This window comes from Brucella sp. IR068 (assembly GCF_049065885.1).
Classification (GTDB): domain Bacteria; phylum Pseudomonadota; class Alphaproteobacteria; order Rhizobiales; family Rhizobiaceae; genus Brucella; species Brucella intermedia.
The window spans coordinates 288,877-303,281 of record NZ_JBAKHE010000001.1 but is presented as its reverse complement, the minus strand read 5'-3'; the positions used below and the strand labels follow the sequence as shown (position 1 = coordinate 303,281).

Genomic DNA, 14,405 nt, shown 5'->3' with positions numbered 1-14,405 from the left:
AAAGCGAACGTCACGTGACCACGTTTTCTTCGTATGTCCGTTTAACCCCCGGCACACAGAGACAAGCTGGTACGATCAACACGGCAATAAGCATCATCGCTATGAAAGTCGTGTGCAGCGCGTGTTGAAGCGCCAGTCGAAGTTCCTGCTGATCTATGAGCATGTCGGCGCCATTCAGGAGATCCCGCAGTTGGTCTGACGTAATAGCCTGGCCATGATTGGCGTTGGCAAGACCGTATGTCAGCACCGCGCCCAGAATGGCCGCTCCGAGCGTGCTGCCAAGATTGCGCGAAAAGACATTCGATGCAGTGGCACTGCCGCGTTCGGACCAGTTCACGCTGTCCTGCGTCAGGATCAGCGCCCCGATGTTGAGCAGGCCCATTCCGAAACCCATGATCAGCGAACCGGCGCCCGCCATCGTGGCCGAGCTGGACGGGTCAAGCATGACGAGCAACGAGGTTCCGATCGGAATACAAATGCTTCCGACAATCATGATCGGGCGCAATCCGAACCGCGTAAACTGCCGCGAAGCAATCGTCGCCCCGCAAGGCCAGCCCAGCAGCAGCATGGTCAGGGCAAAGCCCGCGACCACCGGAGAACGGTCGAGAACCGTCTGCACATACATCGGCAGAAACGTCGTCAGTCCCATGATCGACATGCTGGCAAGGAAAACCGCCAGATTGGAAAATGCTATCGGGCGCTTCAGCCACAAGCCGGGCGCGACCATGGGTTCCTTTGCGCGCCGTTCCTGCCAGATGAAGGCAACCAACGACAAGCCGAAGAGAACCAATGCCAGAATCGCTTCCGGCGAGACGGCGCTTTCCATGAGGGTAAGCGCAATCATCAGAGATGAAATCGAGACGGCAAAAAGCGCTGCGCCAAGCACATCGACCGATACGGGTTTGGAGCGTTTTTCTTCATGCAGGAAGAGGAGAAAGCCCGACGCCGCCAGCATACCGACCGGCACGTTTATCCAGAACACCCACGCCCAGCTGAGATTGTGAATGATCAGGCTGCCCAGGAGCGGGCCGACAACGGCTGACAGCGCCCACACGCTGGCGAGGTATCCCTGAACCTTGCTGCGCTGTGCGCCCGGAAAAAGGTCGGCGACAACAGTCATGGATGCGGGCTGGATCGCCCCTGCCCCAATGCCCTGCAATAGCCGGAAGACAATCATGGAAGGCATCGACCATGCAAAGCCCGCCAGTATCGACGCGATCAGGAACAGGGCAATGCCGAAAATGAGCACTGGCTTGCGACCGTATATATCGGCCAGTTTTCCAAACACGACGGTCGTCGCGGTCTGGGTCAAGAGGAACGATGAGAAAACCCAGGAATAGAGATTGAGCTGACCCAATTGCGCAGCGATCTGCGGCATTGCGGTCGATACGATTGTAGCCTCGACTGCAATCATGGCCATGCTTGCCATGATCGCGGCAACAACGAGCCCGCGATGAGAATGTTTTTCTGTCATGGATTGCCTTCAGACCGGAACGGTCGTCGTTGAGTGGAAGCCTCCTCGCTCCCAACCCTGTTTCTTAGACCTGCCCGATCACCACCGCAATAGGTTGCCCGCCCCGGTCGGTACACATTATTGCTACCACGTTTCCACCTATCAGCGGTCAGGCGTGCCAGAACAGCTATCGAGCCGTTTGTCCATCACGATGCGGCTTGTTTTAACAGGCAACCTGTCCGACAACGCTTCACACTTTTGAGACTCTTGGAGAATGACCATGACAAACAGCACGACGCCCTATTTCCTTGAAGACACGGACGAGAGCGAGATTTCCTCCGATGTCGCAGGCATCGGCAACTTGCTGGTAACCACGCATATTCCCATCCGGGCAGATGGCACAATGGAAACCGGCGATATAACCGCTCAGAGCGAATGCACGCTCAACAGTCTCAGGATCTCACTGGAAAAGGCAGGCAGCAGCCTGGCAAACGTCATTCATTTGACGATCTACCTGACCGATATCAACGAACGTCCTGCCTTTAACGAGGTTTACCTGCGCTTCTTCAAGAAACCTTTTCCGGTTCGCTGCGCTGTCGGCGTGGCGGGACTGGCCACGCCGGAGATGCGGGTCGAAGTCACGGCTATGGCGGTACGCAATCAGTAGCCGCCGACACACGGCGTAACTCGCCTTATCGGGGCCGCGGGACATGAACGGCCCCGAATTCGCGCTCCCTCAGCGGAATCCTGCACGATAAGCATATAATCATACGCTAATTTCATAATTCGTTTCCGCGAGCGGCCTAGCCGACGCTTGCGTGTTTATGCAATGCTCGTGCGTCAGACCAGTGGAGGGGTCGATAAGATGAGAAAAATCATAACAATAATGGGTATCGCAGGCGCTATTCTGGCAACGGGGTTCGCGGCTCATGCGGGAGAGACGCTGGATCGCGTCATGGAAAAGAAGGCCATGGTTGTCGCAACCAATGCAGGCTGGCCTCCGCAAAGCTTTCTGGACGATTCCAACCAGCTCGTGGGATTCGACGTTGACGTTGCCAATGAGATCGGCAAGCGTCTGGGCGTCGCCGTATCCTTCGAGACACCGGACTGGGCAACCTTGACCGGCGGACGCTGGCAGGGACGCTATGACGTAGGCGTCGGATCGGTCACGCCGACCAAGGCGCGCGCCAATGTCATCGATTTTGCCGGTATTTATTATTACAGCCCATATGTCTATGTCGTACACAAGGACAGCGAAGCGAAATCGGTCGCTGACCTCAAAGGCAAGGTTATCGGCGTCGAGACAGCCACCACGTCGGAAGATTATGCGCGTCACCAGCTGGAGATCGACGCCCCCGGCCTTCCCCCCATCGAATACAAGCTCGAACCCGGTGAAATTCGCACCTTCGCGGATTCCATGCTGCCGTTCGACGACCTGAGACTGGGAGATGGCGTTCGTATCGATGCGATCGTCGCACCGGAGCAGACGGCCCAGAACGCCATCAAGAACGGCTATCCCGTAAAAATCCTCGAAGGCGACTATGCCTTCCGTGAGCCGCTCGTCGTTATCGCCGAAAAGAACGATCCCGAATGGACCGCCAAGATTGGCGAAATCATCAAGCAGATGAAGACCGACGGCACTCTCGGGACACTCACCGCAAAGTGGTACGGCAAGGACTACAGCGCCGACTGACCTGTCCCTTGCTTCGATATTGAAATGAGCCATCCATGCGGTGGCTCATCCGATACCCCTATTTTGGTGTTACGATGACATATCCCGTCACTTACTACAGCCGTACCAAGGCAGACGACTTCGCACGTCCGACGCTGGAGCGTGAGATAACAGCAGATGTCGCGGTGATTGGCGGCGGACTTGCCGGATTGTCGGCGGCCTTGCAGATGGCGCGCGCCGGCAAGAAAGTAGCTGTTCTGGAAGCCGAAAGCATTGGCTTTGGCGCATCAGGGCGCAATGGCGGATTTGTCAGCCCCGGTTTTGCGACCGGCGGCGATGCGATTGCCGCCCGTGCCGGGAGCAATGTCGCCAGAACGCTTCACGAAATGTCGATCGAAGGCGTCGAGTTCGTTCGCCAGAACATTGCCTCGCTGAATATCGAGGAAGCCCAGCTATCACCCGGCATCATGAGCGTTCGTCGCCATGACGATGGCGACAGCCTGAAACACTACGCCGACGAACTCTACCGCGACTACGGCTACAAGCTCGATTTCCATACAACAGCCGAAACCCGCAACATTTTGAATTCCAGGCGCTATTTCCAGTCTGTCACTGATCCCAATGCCTTTCATATCCATCCCTTGAATTATCTGCGGGCGCTTGGGCGCGAGATAGAGCGGCTTGGCGGACGGATATTCGAGCACAGCCGTGTCGTTCAATTGCTCGACCACGGTGATGGCAAGCTTGTAAAGACGGCTCAGGGACAGGTCAAAGCAGGCGCCGTACTGATAACCACCGGCGGCTACACAGACGGTCTCGTCGGGCAGATCAAGCGGGCCTACCTGCCCATCGCAACCTATGTGATGGTAAGCGAGGAAGCGCCCGAACTGATTGCGTCGGCAATTCGCACCACATCCGCCATCGGTGATAACCGGCGGGCGGGCGACTATTACCGTGTGATCGACGGTGGCCGCAGACTGTTGTGGGGCGGACGCATCACGACAAGAGCAGCGGATACCCCCGGCGTCGTGCGGGAACTGCGCAGCGAAATGGAGGGGACCTACCCTCAGCTCGCTTCGCTGAAGACGGAACTCGCATGGTCGGGCCTTATGTCCTATGCGAGACATCTCATGCCACAGATCGGCAAGCTGGACCGCGCCACATGGTATTGCACGGCATTTGGCGGCCACGGGCTCAATACGACCGCCATCGGCGGCAAGGTCGTCGCCGAAGCCATCTGCGGACAAAGTGACCGGTACAAGCTTTTCGAGAAATTCGGGCTGGTCTGGGCCGGAGGAGCTGCGGGTCTCGCAGCTGCCCAGCTGACCTATTGGAAATTGCAGATGCAGGATTGGCTTGCCGAGCGAAAAGCAGGCTGACAGGGGAGAGAATATGCTCGGGAGGTTTTTTCTGACACGGCCAGAGGCCGCTAAACGGACTGTTCAGGTAGCGTTTTTTGTTATCCTGACAGCGCTCTTCTGTTTCATGAATGTCCGGTTCTCGGGCATAACAAACTGGCTGGGGATCGACCCCAAAGTCGCGAAGGCGGGTTTCACCAAGGCGACGTTGCTTTCCTCCGTTCTGCTCAGTCTCATAATCTTCGCCAATTGGAGCTTTCTGAGACTTTTTCCGCGTTGGGCACAGATCATCGCCATTTGGACGGAACTGTTCCTGCTGCTGATGATCTTCTTTTATTCATTCAATCTCTCGTTTGAATTCATCGCCAGAAAGATCGGATTTCTCATCAGTCAGGGCGTCGTCACGACGCTTTATATTTCCACCGCCTCCATCTTCTTCGCAACCGTTCTGGCGCTCATCGGCGCCGTGGCCAAACTCTCCAAGAACGGTCTGGTCTACGGTCTGGCGACGTTCTACACATCGCTCTTCCGCGGCCTGCCATTGCTGATGCAGATTTACATTATTTACCTGGGCTTGCCGCAGGTGGGTTATGTCATCGGGCCGATTCCCGCCGGTATTCTGGCGCTGTCCCTGTGCTATGGCGCTTACATGACGGAAATCTTTCGTGCCGGCATCGAAAGCATCCCGCGCGGACAGCAGGAAGGTGCCGCGGCCTTGGGCCTCGGACCATCACAAACAATGTGGCTGGTCATTCTTCCTCAGGCGATGCGCATCATCATTCCGCCAACGGGCAACCAGTTCATCGCCATGCTGAAAGACTCGTCGCTGGTCTCCGTCATCGGCGTATGGGAACTCATGTATCTTGCCCGCACACAAGGCCAGACCGAGTTCCGGCACATCGAAATGCTCATAACCGCATCGATGATCTACTGGGCCCTGTCCGTCGTTCTGGAATATGGCCAGGCGAAACTCGAAGCTCGCTTCAAACGTTCTCTCGTGCGTTGAACGCGTCATCGTAGAGGCGTCGGGCCTGAAGCAACATCAAACGAAAATCGGCGCGGAATTACCGCGCCGATCCATTTTTAGAACCTTTTTTTGACTATCGCCGCCATCTGAGCGACATGCATGACAGGCCTGCATCGATCCGCCCGATTTCGCCTGTCTTGAGGGCAACAACCTTATATCCCTCCTTATCAAGCTTATCGATCGTGCGGGGATAGTCCGCGCCGACGAAAACGACATCGTTGACCCGAAGCGCATTGGCGGCTGCCTCTTCACCTTCCGGCGTCACAATTTCACGCATGCCTCGAAAGAAGCCGGAGCCCGCCAGCCTGTGCGTCGCAAGCACCGTCTCCTCGTCCAGCAGCGAACAGTCGGTCTTGAAGTGCAGTACACCCTTGGGCGTCTCTACAATTTCGGCGGCGTGTCCGAGCGCTGCCAGTGCAGCCCGAAGCCCTTCGGCGCCACTCTTGTCGGTACGCGCCGACAGGCCGATCATCACCACCTTGGGCGTCACCAGCACATCACCGCCATCGGCAAAACCGGGCGAAGGGAGCGACACGACATTCTCAAAGAGCGAACGCAGAACCGGTTCGATTTCAGCCGTCTCACCCATGCGCGATGGTGCGCCAGGACGCAGCAGAACTGCGCCTTCGTGGAACACCAGCGCCGGATCTTCTACAAATATCGAATCCGGAAAATCCTCCATCGGCGGCAGAACCGTCACCTCGACACCAGCGTTTCGCAACGCCTGCACATAGGCTTCGTGTTCTTCCCTGACACCTTCGTAGGTCGGATTACCCCTGTCATCGGCGCGCAAACCATTGACGACGGATCGTCCCGGCGTGCGGACGATAGCTGCATTGAATTGATAAACGGCGGTCATGGAAATCACTCGGGTTTGAGATAGGCTTCAGCAAGCTCGGTCCAGAAGGCCGCGCCGATGGGGATCAGATCATCGTTGAAATCGTAAGACGGGTGGTGGAGCTGGAAATCGTTCTCGCCCTTGCCGCCCCCCACAAAGAAGTAGGTTCCGGGTCGCTCACGGAGCATATAGGCAAAATCCTCGCTGCCCATGAAAGGACGCTCCAGATCGATCACGTTCGTCGCGCCAAACGACTTCACCGCCAGGGAGCGTGCGAAATCAGTTTCCGCGGTATGGTTGATCGTCGCATCATAACTGCGCAGATACTCCACTTCAGCAGTTAGTCCGAAGCTCTCTGCCTGATGCGCTGCAACACGTTTGATGCGTTGCTCGATCTGATCGCGGATGGTGGGCGAAAAAGTGCGAATACCGACGACGATTTCTGCCGTCGACGGAATGATATTGCTGGCCGAACCACCATGGAATGCGGCAACCGTCACAACTGCCGGATCGAGCGCTGGCACGTTACGCGACTTGATGGTCTGCAGGGCCATCACAATCGAAGCCCCCGCTGTTATGGGATCGGCAGTTTTTTCCGGTTCCGAACCGTGACCGCCGTAGCCGTTCACCCTGATAAACGCCTCATCGACCGCAGCCATGATCGGCCCATCGCGGAAGGCAAACTTGCCGAGGGGAATGCCGGGATCGTTGTGAAGGGCAAAAACAGCATCACAAGGAAAACGGTCGAACAATCCTTCGTCTATCATGATCTTGGCGCCGCCGAAATTCTCTTCCGCCGGCTGGAAAATCAGATGAATGGTTCCGTCGAAATTGCGCCGCTCAGCCAGAGCCTTGGCAGCACCGAGCAACATGGTCGTATGGCCATCATGTCCACAGGCATGCATCAGACCCGGGGACTTGCTGGAATAGGGCAGATTTGTCTGCTCATGAATGGGAAGCGCGTCGATATCGGCACGAATGCCGACCGACTTCCGGCCCGATCCATTCGTCAAAGTCCCGATGACCCCGGTTTTCGCAAGTCCTCGCGTGACCTTGTATCCCAGAGCCTCGAGCTGCCGCGCAATGATATCGGAAGTCCGTTTCTCCTCGAGTCCCAGTTCGGGGTGGGCATGAAGGTCGTGCCGCAAGGCTGTCAGCTCTGGAAGGTTGTTGCGAATAGCAGTTGAAAAATCGCGCATTCAAGCACCTCTTGTCGGAATTCGGTTCTCGAGACGCCGGAAGACCAGGACCAGACCCGCGGTCAATATCATGTAGATCAAGGCCAGCAGCAGAAGCGGCTCATAAGTGAGATAGGTTTCCTGGCGCACCCGCGAAACGACGCCGTAGACATCGACGACGGTTATGGTTGCTACCAGCGGCGTCGCTTTCAATTGAAGGACCGTTTCGCCGTTCAGTGTCGGCAGGGCGCGATGGATCGCGCGCGGCAGCCAGATGCGGCGAAACACTTTCCAGGGCGACATGCCGAATGCACGACCGGCCTGCAGCTCACCGGACGGCACACCGGCAAACGCACCGCGCATGACCTCCCCCTCATAGGCCGCGAAAGAGATCGTCAGCGCGGCAAGTCCATACGGCCATGCCTCGCGCAGATAAGGCCAGATAAAGGAGCCGCGAATGCCGGGAATGGAGGGGAACAGCGAACCAAGGCCGTAATAGAGCAGCCAAAGCTGCAGCAGCAATGGTGTTCCCCGGATGACGGTGCAGAACGCCTTCGCTGGCCAGCTCAACCACCATGGGCCAGTCACCTGAAGCAATCCCAGCGGCAGAGCCAGCATAAACCCCAGAATTGCAGACCCGAACAGCATGAACAGAGTTACCACGATGCCGGAACCCAGACGGGGCAGGTATTGCGGCAGCCAGTCCCAGCGGCCAAACACCACCGCCGAGGTGAACAGTGCGATAGCGATGACAATCAGCACAAGGCGGTGCGGTTCGAGCCAGTTTCTGGCGGATGTCCGGTTTTCCAATACTGCTGAAGATGTGCTCATCTCAGTCAATCCGTGCGAAACCACGGCGCGCGCGCCGCTCGACAATGCCGATGAAGACGTTCGAAATCAGGGTAAGCCCGAGGTACAGCACGCCAGCCGCCATGAAGAACAGCAGATAATGCTTGGTCGTGCCCGCTGCCTGTCTCGTCACCAGCGTCAGTTCGCTAAAGCCGACAACCGCCAGAAGTGCTGTATCCTTGGTTGAGATAAGCCACAGATTGGCAAGGCCAGGTATGGCGAAGGGCAGCATGGCCGGTATCGTGATGCGTCTGAGCATCTTGGACGGGGGCATGCCGAATGCGCGGGCCGCCTCGATCTGGCCGGGCGCGATCGCTTTGATCGCACCGCGCAGGACTTCCGTCGAATATGCGCCCTGCACGACACCGATGACGAAAATGCCGGCCGCAAGCCCGCTGATATCGACTTTGCCATGGCCAAACAGAGCAAGCAGCTGGTTCAACAGGTCGGTGCCCGCGTAGTACAGGATAAGGATCAGGACCAGTTCCGGCACGGCGCGGACCACTGTCGTATACACTTCCAGAAGGTCGCGAATGATCGGGCCGCCATAGAGCTTGCCCAGCGCACCGAACATGCCGATCAGCAGACCGAGCGAATAACCGCCAACGGCAATTTGCAGCGTGTGCCAGAAACCCTGCAGAAGCACCCCTCCCCAACCCGGCGGATTGAGAGCAAGCAGGCTCCAGTTGATCAGTGGTGCATCCATGGGCAGTTCCGTTCATGCTGAAATCAGGGAGGCCAGCCGAAGAGATACCGGCTGGCCAGGAAACTCACTGGCCGTAAATGTCGAAATCGAAATATTTTTTGGTGAAGGTATCGTAGGTTCCATTCGCGCGGATGGTCTTGATCGCGGCGTTCAGCTTGTCCTTGAGTTCCGTATCGCCCTTGCGCAATCCGATGCCCACGCCCGGCCCCAGAACTTCAACATCCTTAGCGACGGTTCCCTTTTCCTCGCAGCATGCCTTGCCGTTATCCGTCGCAAGGAACGTCCGCAGAGCCAGCGAGTCCGCCTGCACGGCATCGATGCGCCCGGCGGTGAGGTCGTTGTTGGCTTCGTCCTGCGTCTGATACTCCTTGATCGTGGCACCGGCGGGCGCGAAATGCTTCACCGCGTAAGCCTGATGGATGGTAGAAACCTGCACGCCAATCGTCTTGTCCTTCAACCCCTCCGGCGTCGCGTCGAATTTGAGATCCTTGGTGCCGATGACAATCGTCGGTGTATTATAATATTTGTCCGAGAAATCGATCGTCTTGAGACGTTCAGGCGTCATCGACATTGAGCCGACGATCATGTCGATCTTGCCGGTGGTGAGTGCGGGAATGATGCCATCCCAGGCGACCGGCGTGACCACGCAATCAAGCTTGGCCTCTTTGCAGACTGCATCCGCAAAATCGATTTCCCAGCCGTGCCATTTTCCCGTGGCGTCCGGTTCCGTGAAAGGGGGATAAGGTTCGGCTGCGATACCGAGCTTCACCTGTTCAGCACTTGCCGCCCCCACGCCCGCAAGGGCAAATGCTACACCGACGCACAGACTAGCTAAAAGACACTTCATTGGTACTCCTCCCATTCCCATTTCAGTGTGTTGAACTGATAAATTTCTTCAATCGCTCGGATTTGGGCGCCCCGAAGACCTCTTCGGGAGGTCCCTCTTCCTCAATCCTGCCATCGTGCAGAAAAACGATGTGATTGGCGACCTTGCGGGCGAACTTCATCTCGTGCGTAACCAGGATCATCGTGCGCTTTTCCTTGGCCAGATCACCGATAACAGTGAGAACCTCGCCGACCAGTTCAGGGTCCAGCGCGGATGTCGGCTCGTCGAAAAGCATCACCAATGGCTCTATCGCCAGCGCCCGCGCAATCGCGGCACGCTGCTGCTGGCCACCGGACATGAAAGCCGGATAGACGTCTCGCTTCTCGTAAAGTCCGACGCGCCTTAAAAGCGCTTCGGCCCGCTCTGTCGCTTCGGCCTTGGGCACGCCCAGCACATGCACAGGCGCTTCGATCACATTCTCCAGAACGGTCATGTGCTGCCATAGATTGAAGCTCTGGAAGACCATTCCAAGCCGCGTGCGAATACGCTCGATCTGCCTTCGGTCCGCGGGTATCTGGCCGCCATTGCCGGTGTTTCGCATGGCGATGGTTTCACCGTGGATGGTGACCGCCCCCGATGTCGGCAATTCCAGCATGTTGATGCAGCGAAGAAATGTCGATTTGCCGGAGCCCGATCCGCCAATAATGGCGATAACATCGCCCTCGCGCGCCCTGAGTGAAACGCCTTTAAGCACCTCGAGATCACCGAAACGCTTGTGAAGGTCGACGACGGAGATCGCCTCTTCGCCTTGACTCATGCGGCACAAACCTCCCTTGGCCCGACACCTTTACGGTTTGTCGCAAGCCACCTGGATATTGCTTTATTATCAGCCACTTCGGAGTTCTTTCGACTTCTCGACAAGCGGCCAACCGTTCCCTTGACGTTGACTATACACTTGAATAAGTATTGCGCAAGTGCATAGTCAGACATCGAGGGAGGAGAGGATGACCGCATCGTTTCGACGTGCGCCGGACTTCGATCGTCGCACGGACATGATAGAGGCAACGCTCGACTGCATTGCCGATCTCGGAATACAGGCGACAACGGTTCGTGCAGTTGCGGCGCGTGCAGGCGTGAGCAATGGCCTGATCCGCCATCATTTCGCATCGAAGGCCAATCTCATCGCCGCCGCCTACCAGCGCATGATCGAAATGATGACCCTGCCCGCATTGAGCGTTCTGGAATCGGACGGCGGCACGCCTCACGACCGGCTGACGCGGTTCATCGCAGCCAGCCTTGGCGGAGCCGTGGCCGATCCCCGGATGCTTTCGCTCTGGGCGACTTTCGTGAGCCAGGTTCATCTTGATCCGGATCTGGAGCACGAACATCGCGAAGGGTATCTGGCTTTCCGGCGGGCCACGGAAACCTTGATTGCCGAGGTGTTATCGGCAGAAGGCCGGGAACCGGCCCCGCAATCGTGCCGAAACCTTGCCATCGCGGTCAACGCCCTGATTGACGGCCTTTGGATCGAAGGCTGTCTCAGCGCGGATGAAATCGACGAAACCACGCAAATTGGCATCGGACTAAGCTCAATCGGCGCTCTTCTCGGCATCGAGCTTCCTGACGCGCCACCACTTCCGAGAGAATGACATGCATTACGCCTCCATCACCGATAGACTCTCAGGGCTGGGTTCGGACAAATGGCGGGTCCATGCACGAGGCAGGGAACTGCGCGCGCTTGGCCATCCCGTCATAGAATTTACGATCGGCGAACCTGACGTTGCCCCAGATGCCTCGCTGCTCGAAGCCTGCAATAATGCCATGCGCGCCGGACGCACACGCTATTCCAGCGGTCGCGGCGAACCGGCGGTGCTGGCGGCCCTGGCGGCAAAATATTCAAAGCGCACCGGCCGTGCCATCACGACCAGTAATGTCCTCTATTTTCCCGGAACCCAAACAGCGCTTTATGCCGTTCTGACAGGATTGGTCGAGAGCGGCGACAAGGTTCTCGTCCCCGACCCCTATTACGCGACCTATGAAGGCGTCGTGCGGGCGCCGGGAGCCGATATCGTCCCGGTGCCACTGCGGGCCGAAGATGGCTTTCATCTTCGAGCGGAAATACTGGAAGCGGCAATCACGCCCGGCTGCCGGGCATTGCTTCTCAACAACCCGCACAATCCGACCGGAGCGGTTCTCACAAAACCCGAAATTGCTGCGATCAGCGAAGTCTGCCGCAAGCACGATCTCTGGATCGTGTGCGATGAGGTCTATGAAGAGCTTACTTTCGGCGCCGCATTTGCGTCGCCGCTCGACCTTCCTGAAATGGCTGACCGCACCATCGTGGTCTCCTCCATATCGAAGTCACACGCGGCCCCCGGCTTTCGTGCAGGCTGGGCAGTCGGTTCCGAGGAGTTTTGCCAGAGATTGCTGCCTTTCTCTGAATCCATGCTCTTCGGTGGACAGCCGTTCATTGCCGACATGGCAGCCTATGCGCTGACACATGATCTGCCTACAGCCTCAATCATGCGCGCGCAGTACCAGGCGCGGTCCGAGCTGATCGTAGAGCGTTTGCAAGGCGTTGCGGGGATCAAGCCCCTGATGCCGGAAGCGGGCATGTTCGTGCTGCTGGATATTGGCGGCACTGGCCTCGATGGCGAGGAATTCGCCAGCCGGCTGCTTGAGGAACACTATGTCTCGATGATGCCTGGCACGTCTTTCGGTCAGGTCGCGAAGAATCTGGTCCGCATGAGCGTCACCGTTCCTGAAGTCAGCATAATCGAGGCATGTGACCGCATTGCCCGTTTTGCCCGCAGCCTCAACTACAGAGCGGAAAGTCTGGTTTCATGAGCAGCGAAATAACGGTCGGACAAGCGCTGATCCGCCTTCTGGAAGCTTACGATGTCGATACAGTATTTGGCATTCCGGGCGTGCACACAGCCGAACTTTATCGTGGCCTTGCCGGATCGAGCATCCGGCATGTTACCCCGCGCGACGAACAGGATGCGGGCTTCATGGCAGATGGCTATGCGCGAGTTTCGGGCAAGCCGGGTGTCTGCCTGCTGATTACCGGTCCGGGCCTCACCAATGCGATAACCCCGATGGCCCAGGCCCGAGCCGATTCCATACCGATGCTCGTCATCTCGGGCGTCAACGCGCGCCACACGCTTGGACAATATAAGGGGCACCTGCATGAGCTTCCCGACCAGTCCGCGACCATGCGAACAATCGCCCTGTCGTCAGAGCGACTGGAACAGCCCGGCGATCTTGCAGAAGTGGTTGGCCGTGCCTTCGCCCGGATGAAATCCGGACGTCCGGGCCCTGTCCATATTGAAATCCCGACGGACCTTATGGAAGCTCCGTTTGAAGGAAACTTGCGCAAGTCCCCGGCAACTGCGACCGCTACGGCTGTGGGTTCCAATGTCGGAAAAATCAAAGCCGCCGCAACACTTTGCGCCGAAGCCCGCCGTCCTTTGATCCTCGCAGGCGGAGGCGCCAACCGGACGGGTGATGCGGTTTCCACCCTTTCGCAGATGCTCGACGCCCCGGTGGTGACCACAACGAACGCCCGTGGTTTGCTTGGCCGTCATCCGCTCGTAGTGCAGGCAAGCCCCAGCCTGCCGCCTATCCGCCAGCTGATCGCCGATGCCGATCTCGTCATTGCGATAGGAACCCAGTTCGGTCCGACCGATTACGATATGTATGTGGATGGAGGTTTCGAGCCTCCTGCCAGAATGATCCGCATCGACATCGACCCGGATGCGGAGGCAACCGGCGCCCCGGCTAGCCTGATGATCGTGGGCGATGCCGCCCCAATAACGGCAGAGCTCATCTCTGCTCTGCAGCTTCTTCCTCAGGCACCACGTGAGGACGGAAAGGAGCGCGCAACGGCGGCCAAGGCTGCGGCATACGACTTCCTTTCACCCAAGATGCAGGCTTTGACCGGAGTTCTGGACACCATTCGGGATGCGCTGCCCGGCAGTATCATAGTCGGGGATTCCACGCAGCTCGCCTATGCTGGCAACCTTTTCTTCGAGGCCGATGGCGCACGAAGCTGGTTCAATGCTTCGACCGGGTACGGCGCGCTCGGATTTGGTCCTCCGGCCGCAGTGGGCGCCAGTCTTGCGCAGGCCGACACACCGGTGGTCTGCCTGGTGGGAGACGGCGGTTTCCAGTTCTGCCTCGGCACCCTCGGTACTGCCGCAGACGAAAAAGCGCCGGTGATCTTCGTCGTCTGGAACAATCACGGTTATCAGGAAATCGAAGATTACATGCTTTCTCGGGGTATCGAGCCCGTGGGCGTGCGCCCGACACCTCCCGATTTTCTCAAGCTCGCGCAGGCCTATGGCATCCCGGGGGAACATATCCGTCTGACTAATCAACACAATCAGGATGCGCTTCATCCAGGCGCCCTCGACCTTGCGCAACTCGCCGGTGCGCTTCACCGCGCCCAGGCGGTCGAGGGGCCCGCACTTATAGAAATAACGACGCCATAGGCCGG

Annotated in this window: 14 protein-coding genes; 7 read left to right on the top strand and 7 right to left on the bottom strand. The window is 58.0% G+C overall.

The annotated features are described in order from the left end of the window. Positions 1-10 precede the first annotated feature (10 nt). Complete coding sequence (locus tag ACOWVS_RS01420; protein WP_021588136.1) at positions 11-1,474, bottom strand: MDR family MFS transporter; 1,464 nt, start codon at positions 1,472-1,474, stop codon at positions 11-13. 259 nt (positions 1,475-1,733) lie between these two features. Between ACOWVS_RS01420 and ACOWVS_RS01415 the strand changes: the two genes are divergently transcribed. The 4 genes from ACOWVS_RS01415 to ACOWVS_RS01400 all read left to right on the top strand — a co-directional run bounded on the left by ACOWVS_RS01415 (position 1,734) and on the right by ACOWVS_RS01400 (position 5,489). After that, a complete protein-coding gene (locus ACOWVS_RS01415; protein ID WP_021588137.1) occupies positions 1,734-2,120 on the top strand; it encodes a RidA family protein in 387 nt (128 codons plus the stop codon). Between the two features lie 198 nt (positions 2,121-2,318). Next, a complete protein-coding gene (locus tag ACOWVS_RS01410) occupies positions 2,319-3,146 on the top strand; it encodes a transporter substrate-binding domain-containing protein (RefSeq protein WP_025092069.1) in 828 nt (275 codons plus the stop codon). 74 nt (positions 3,147-3,220) lie between these two features. Further along, positions 3,221-4,504: an NAD(P)/FAD-dependent oxidoreductase gene (locus ACOWVS_RS01405; RefSeq protein ID WP_025092070.1), complete on the top strand. Its 1,284-nt coding sequence runs from the start codon at positions 3,221-3,223 to the stop codon at positions 4,502-4,504. Between the two features lie 13 nt (positions 4,505-4,517). Further along, a complete protein-coding gene (locus ACOWVS_RS01400; protein WP_021588140.1) occupies positions 4,518-5,489 on the top strand; it encodes an amino acid ABC transporter permease in 972 nt (323 codons plus the stop codon). Between the two features lie 94 nt (positions 5,490-5,583). Here ACOWVS_RS01400 and ACOWVS_RS01395 read toward each other — a convergent pair whose 3' ends face one another. From ACOWVS_RS01395 to ACOWVS_RS01370, 6 genes are all read right to left on the bottom strand, one after another. Beyond that, positions 5,584-6,369: an arginine deiminase family protein gene (locus ACOWVS_RS01395; RefSeq protein WP_025092071.1), complete on the bottom strand. Its 786-nt coding sequence runs from the start codon at positions 6,367-6,369 to the stop codon at positions 5,584-5,586. A 5-nt stretch (positions 6,370-6,374) separates the two neighbouring features. Next, positions 6,375-7,547: a M20 aminoacylase family protein gene (locus tag ACOWVS_RS01390; protein ID WP_021588142.1), complete on the bottom strand. Its 1,173-nt coding sequence runs from the start codon at positions 7,545-7,547 to the stop codon at positions 6,375-6,377. Next, a complete protein-coding gene (locus ACOWVS_RS01385; RefSeq protein ID WP_051556979.1) occupies positions 7,548-8,357 on the bottom strand; it encodes an ABC transporter permease in 810 nt (269 codons plus the stop codon). A gap of 1 nt (position 8,358) precedes the next feature. Then, positions 8,359-9,081 carry an ABC transporter permease gene (locus ACOWVS_RS01380; RefSeq protein ID WP_021588144.1) on the bottom strand — a complete coding sequence of 241 codons (723 nt, stop codon included), beginning with the start codon at positions 9,079-9,081 and terminating at the stop codon, positions 8,359-8,361. A 64-nt stretch (positions 9,082-9,145) separates the two neighbouring features. Then, on the bottom strand, positions 9,146-9,928 hold the full coding sequence (locus tag ACOWVS_RS01375) for a transporter substrate-binding domain-containing protein (RefSeq protein WP_021588145.1): 783 nt from the start codon (positions 9,926-9,928) through the stop codon (positions 9,146-9,148). 22 nt (positions 9,929-9,950) lie between these two features. After that, positions 9,951-10,724, bottom strand: coding sequence for an ABC transporter ATP-binding protein (locus ACOWVS_RS01370; RefSeq protein WP_021588146.1), 774 nt, complete (start codon positions 10,722-10,724; stop codon positions 9,951-9,953). 187 nt (positions 10,725-10,911) lie between these two features. Here ACOWVS_RS01370 and ACOWVS_RS01365 point away from each other — a divergent pair, with 187 nt between their 5' ends. From ACOWVS_RS01365 to ACOWVS_RS01355, 3 genes are read left to right on the top strand one after another with little or no spacing between them, the layout of a single operon-like run. Further along, positions 10,912-11,556 carry a TetR family transcriptional regulator C-terminal domain-containing protein gene (locus ACOWVS_RS01365; protein ID WP_021588147.1) on the top strand — a complete coding sequence of 215 codons (645 nt, stop codon included), beginning with the start codon at positions 10,912-10,914 and terminating at the stop codon, positions 11,554-11,556. A gap of 1 nt (position 11,557) precedes the next feature. Continuing rightward, positions 11,558-12,754 (top strand): pyridoxal phosphate-dependent aminotransferase, encoded by a 1,197-nt coding sequence (locus tag ACOWVS_RS01360; protein WP_021588148.1) that lies wholly within the window; start codon positions 11,558-11,560, stop codon positions 12,752-12,754. Then, entirely contained in the window at positions 12,751-14,400 is a 1,650-nt protein-coding gene (locus ACOWVS_RS01355; protein ID WP_021588149.1) for a 5-guanidino-2-oxopentanoate decarboxylase, read from the top strand. The genes ACOWVS_RS01360 and ACOWVS_RS01355 overlap by 4 nt, the downstream gene beginning before the upstream one ends. The last annotated feature ends 5 nt before the right edge of the window (positions 14,401-14,405 follow it).

What these genes read in the sequence shown, in the direction of transcription:
- ACOWVS_RS01390 (WP_021588142.1), bottom strand. Translation starts at nt 7,547, where the DNA reads ATGCGCGATTTTTCAACTGCTATTCGCAACAACCTTCCAGAGCTGACA.
- ACOWVS_RS01420 (WP_021588136.1), bottom strand. Translation starts at nt 1,474, where the DNA reads ATGACAGAAAAACATTCTCATCGCGGGCTCGTTGTTGCCGCGATCATG.
- ACOWVS_RS01410 (WP_025092069.1), top strand. Translation starts at nt 2,319, where the DNA reads ATGAGAAAAATCATAACAATAATGGGTATCGCAGGCGCTATTCTGGCA.
- ACOWVS_RS01405 (WP_025092070.1), top strand. Translation starts at nt 3,221, where the DNA reads ATGACATATCCCGTCACTTACTACAGCCGTACCAAGGCAGACGACTTC.
- ACOWVS_RS01355 (WP_021588149.1), top strand. Translation starts at nt 12,751, where the DNA reads ATGAGCAGCGAAATAACGGTCGGACAAGCGCTGATCCGCCTTCTGGAA.
- ACOWVS_RS01395 (WP_025092071.1), bottom strand. Translation starts at nt 6,369, where the DNA reads ATGACCGCCGTTTATCAATTCAATGCAGCTATCGTCCGCACGCCGGGA.
- ACOWVS_RS01365 (WP_021588147.1), top strand. Translation starts at nt 10,912, where the DNA reads ATGACCGCATCGTTTCGACGTGCGCCGGACTTCGATCGTCGCACGGAC.
- ACOWVS_RS01415 (WP_021588137.1), top strand. Translation starts at nt 1,734, where the DNA reads ATGACAAACAGCACGACGCCCTATTTCCTTGAAGACACGGACGAGAGC.
- ACOWVS_RS01360 (WP_021588148.1), top strand. Translation starts at nt 11,558, where the DNA reads ATGCATTACGCCTCCATCACCGATAGACTCTCAGGGCTGGGTTCGGAC.
- ACOWVS_RS01380 (WP_021588144.1), bottom strand. Translation starts at nt 9,081, where the DNA reads ATGGATGCACCACTGATCAACTGGAGCCTGCTTGCTCTCAATCCGCCG.
- ACOWVS_RS01400 (WP_021588140.1), top strand. Translation starts at nt 4,518, where the DNA reads ATGCTCGGGAGGTTTTTTCTGACACGGCCAGAGGCCGCTAAACGGACT.
- ACOWVS_RS01370 (WP_021588146.1), bottom strand. Translation starts at nt 10,724, where the DNA reads ATGAGTCAAGGCGAAGAGGCGATCTCCGTCGTCGACCTTCACAAGCGT.
- ACOWVS_RS01375 (WP_021588145.1), bottom strand. Translation starts at nt 9,928, where the DNA reads ATGAAGTGTCTTTTAGCTAGTCTGTGCGTCGGTGTAGCATTTGCCCTT.
- ACOWVS_RS01385 (WP_051556979.1), bottom strand. Translation starts at nt 8,357, where the DNA reads ATGAGCACATCTTCAGCAGTATTGGAAAACCGGACATCCGCCAGAAAC.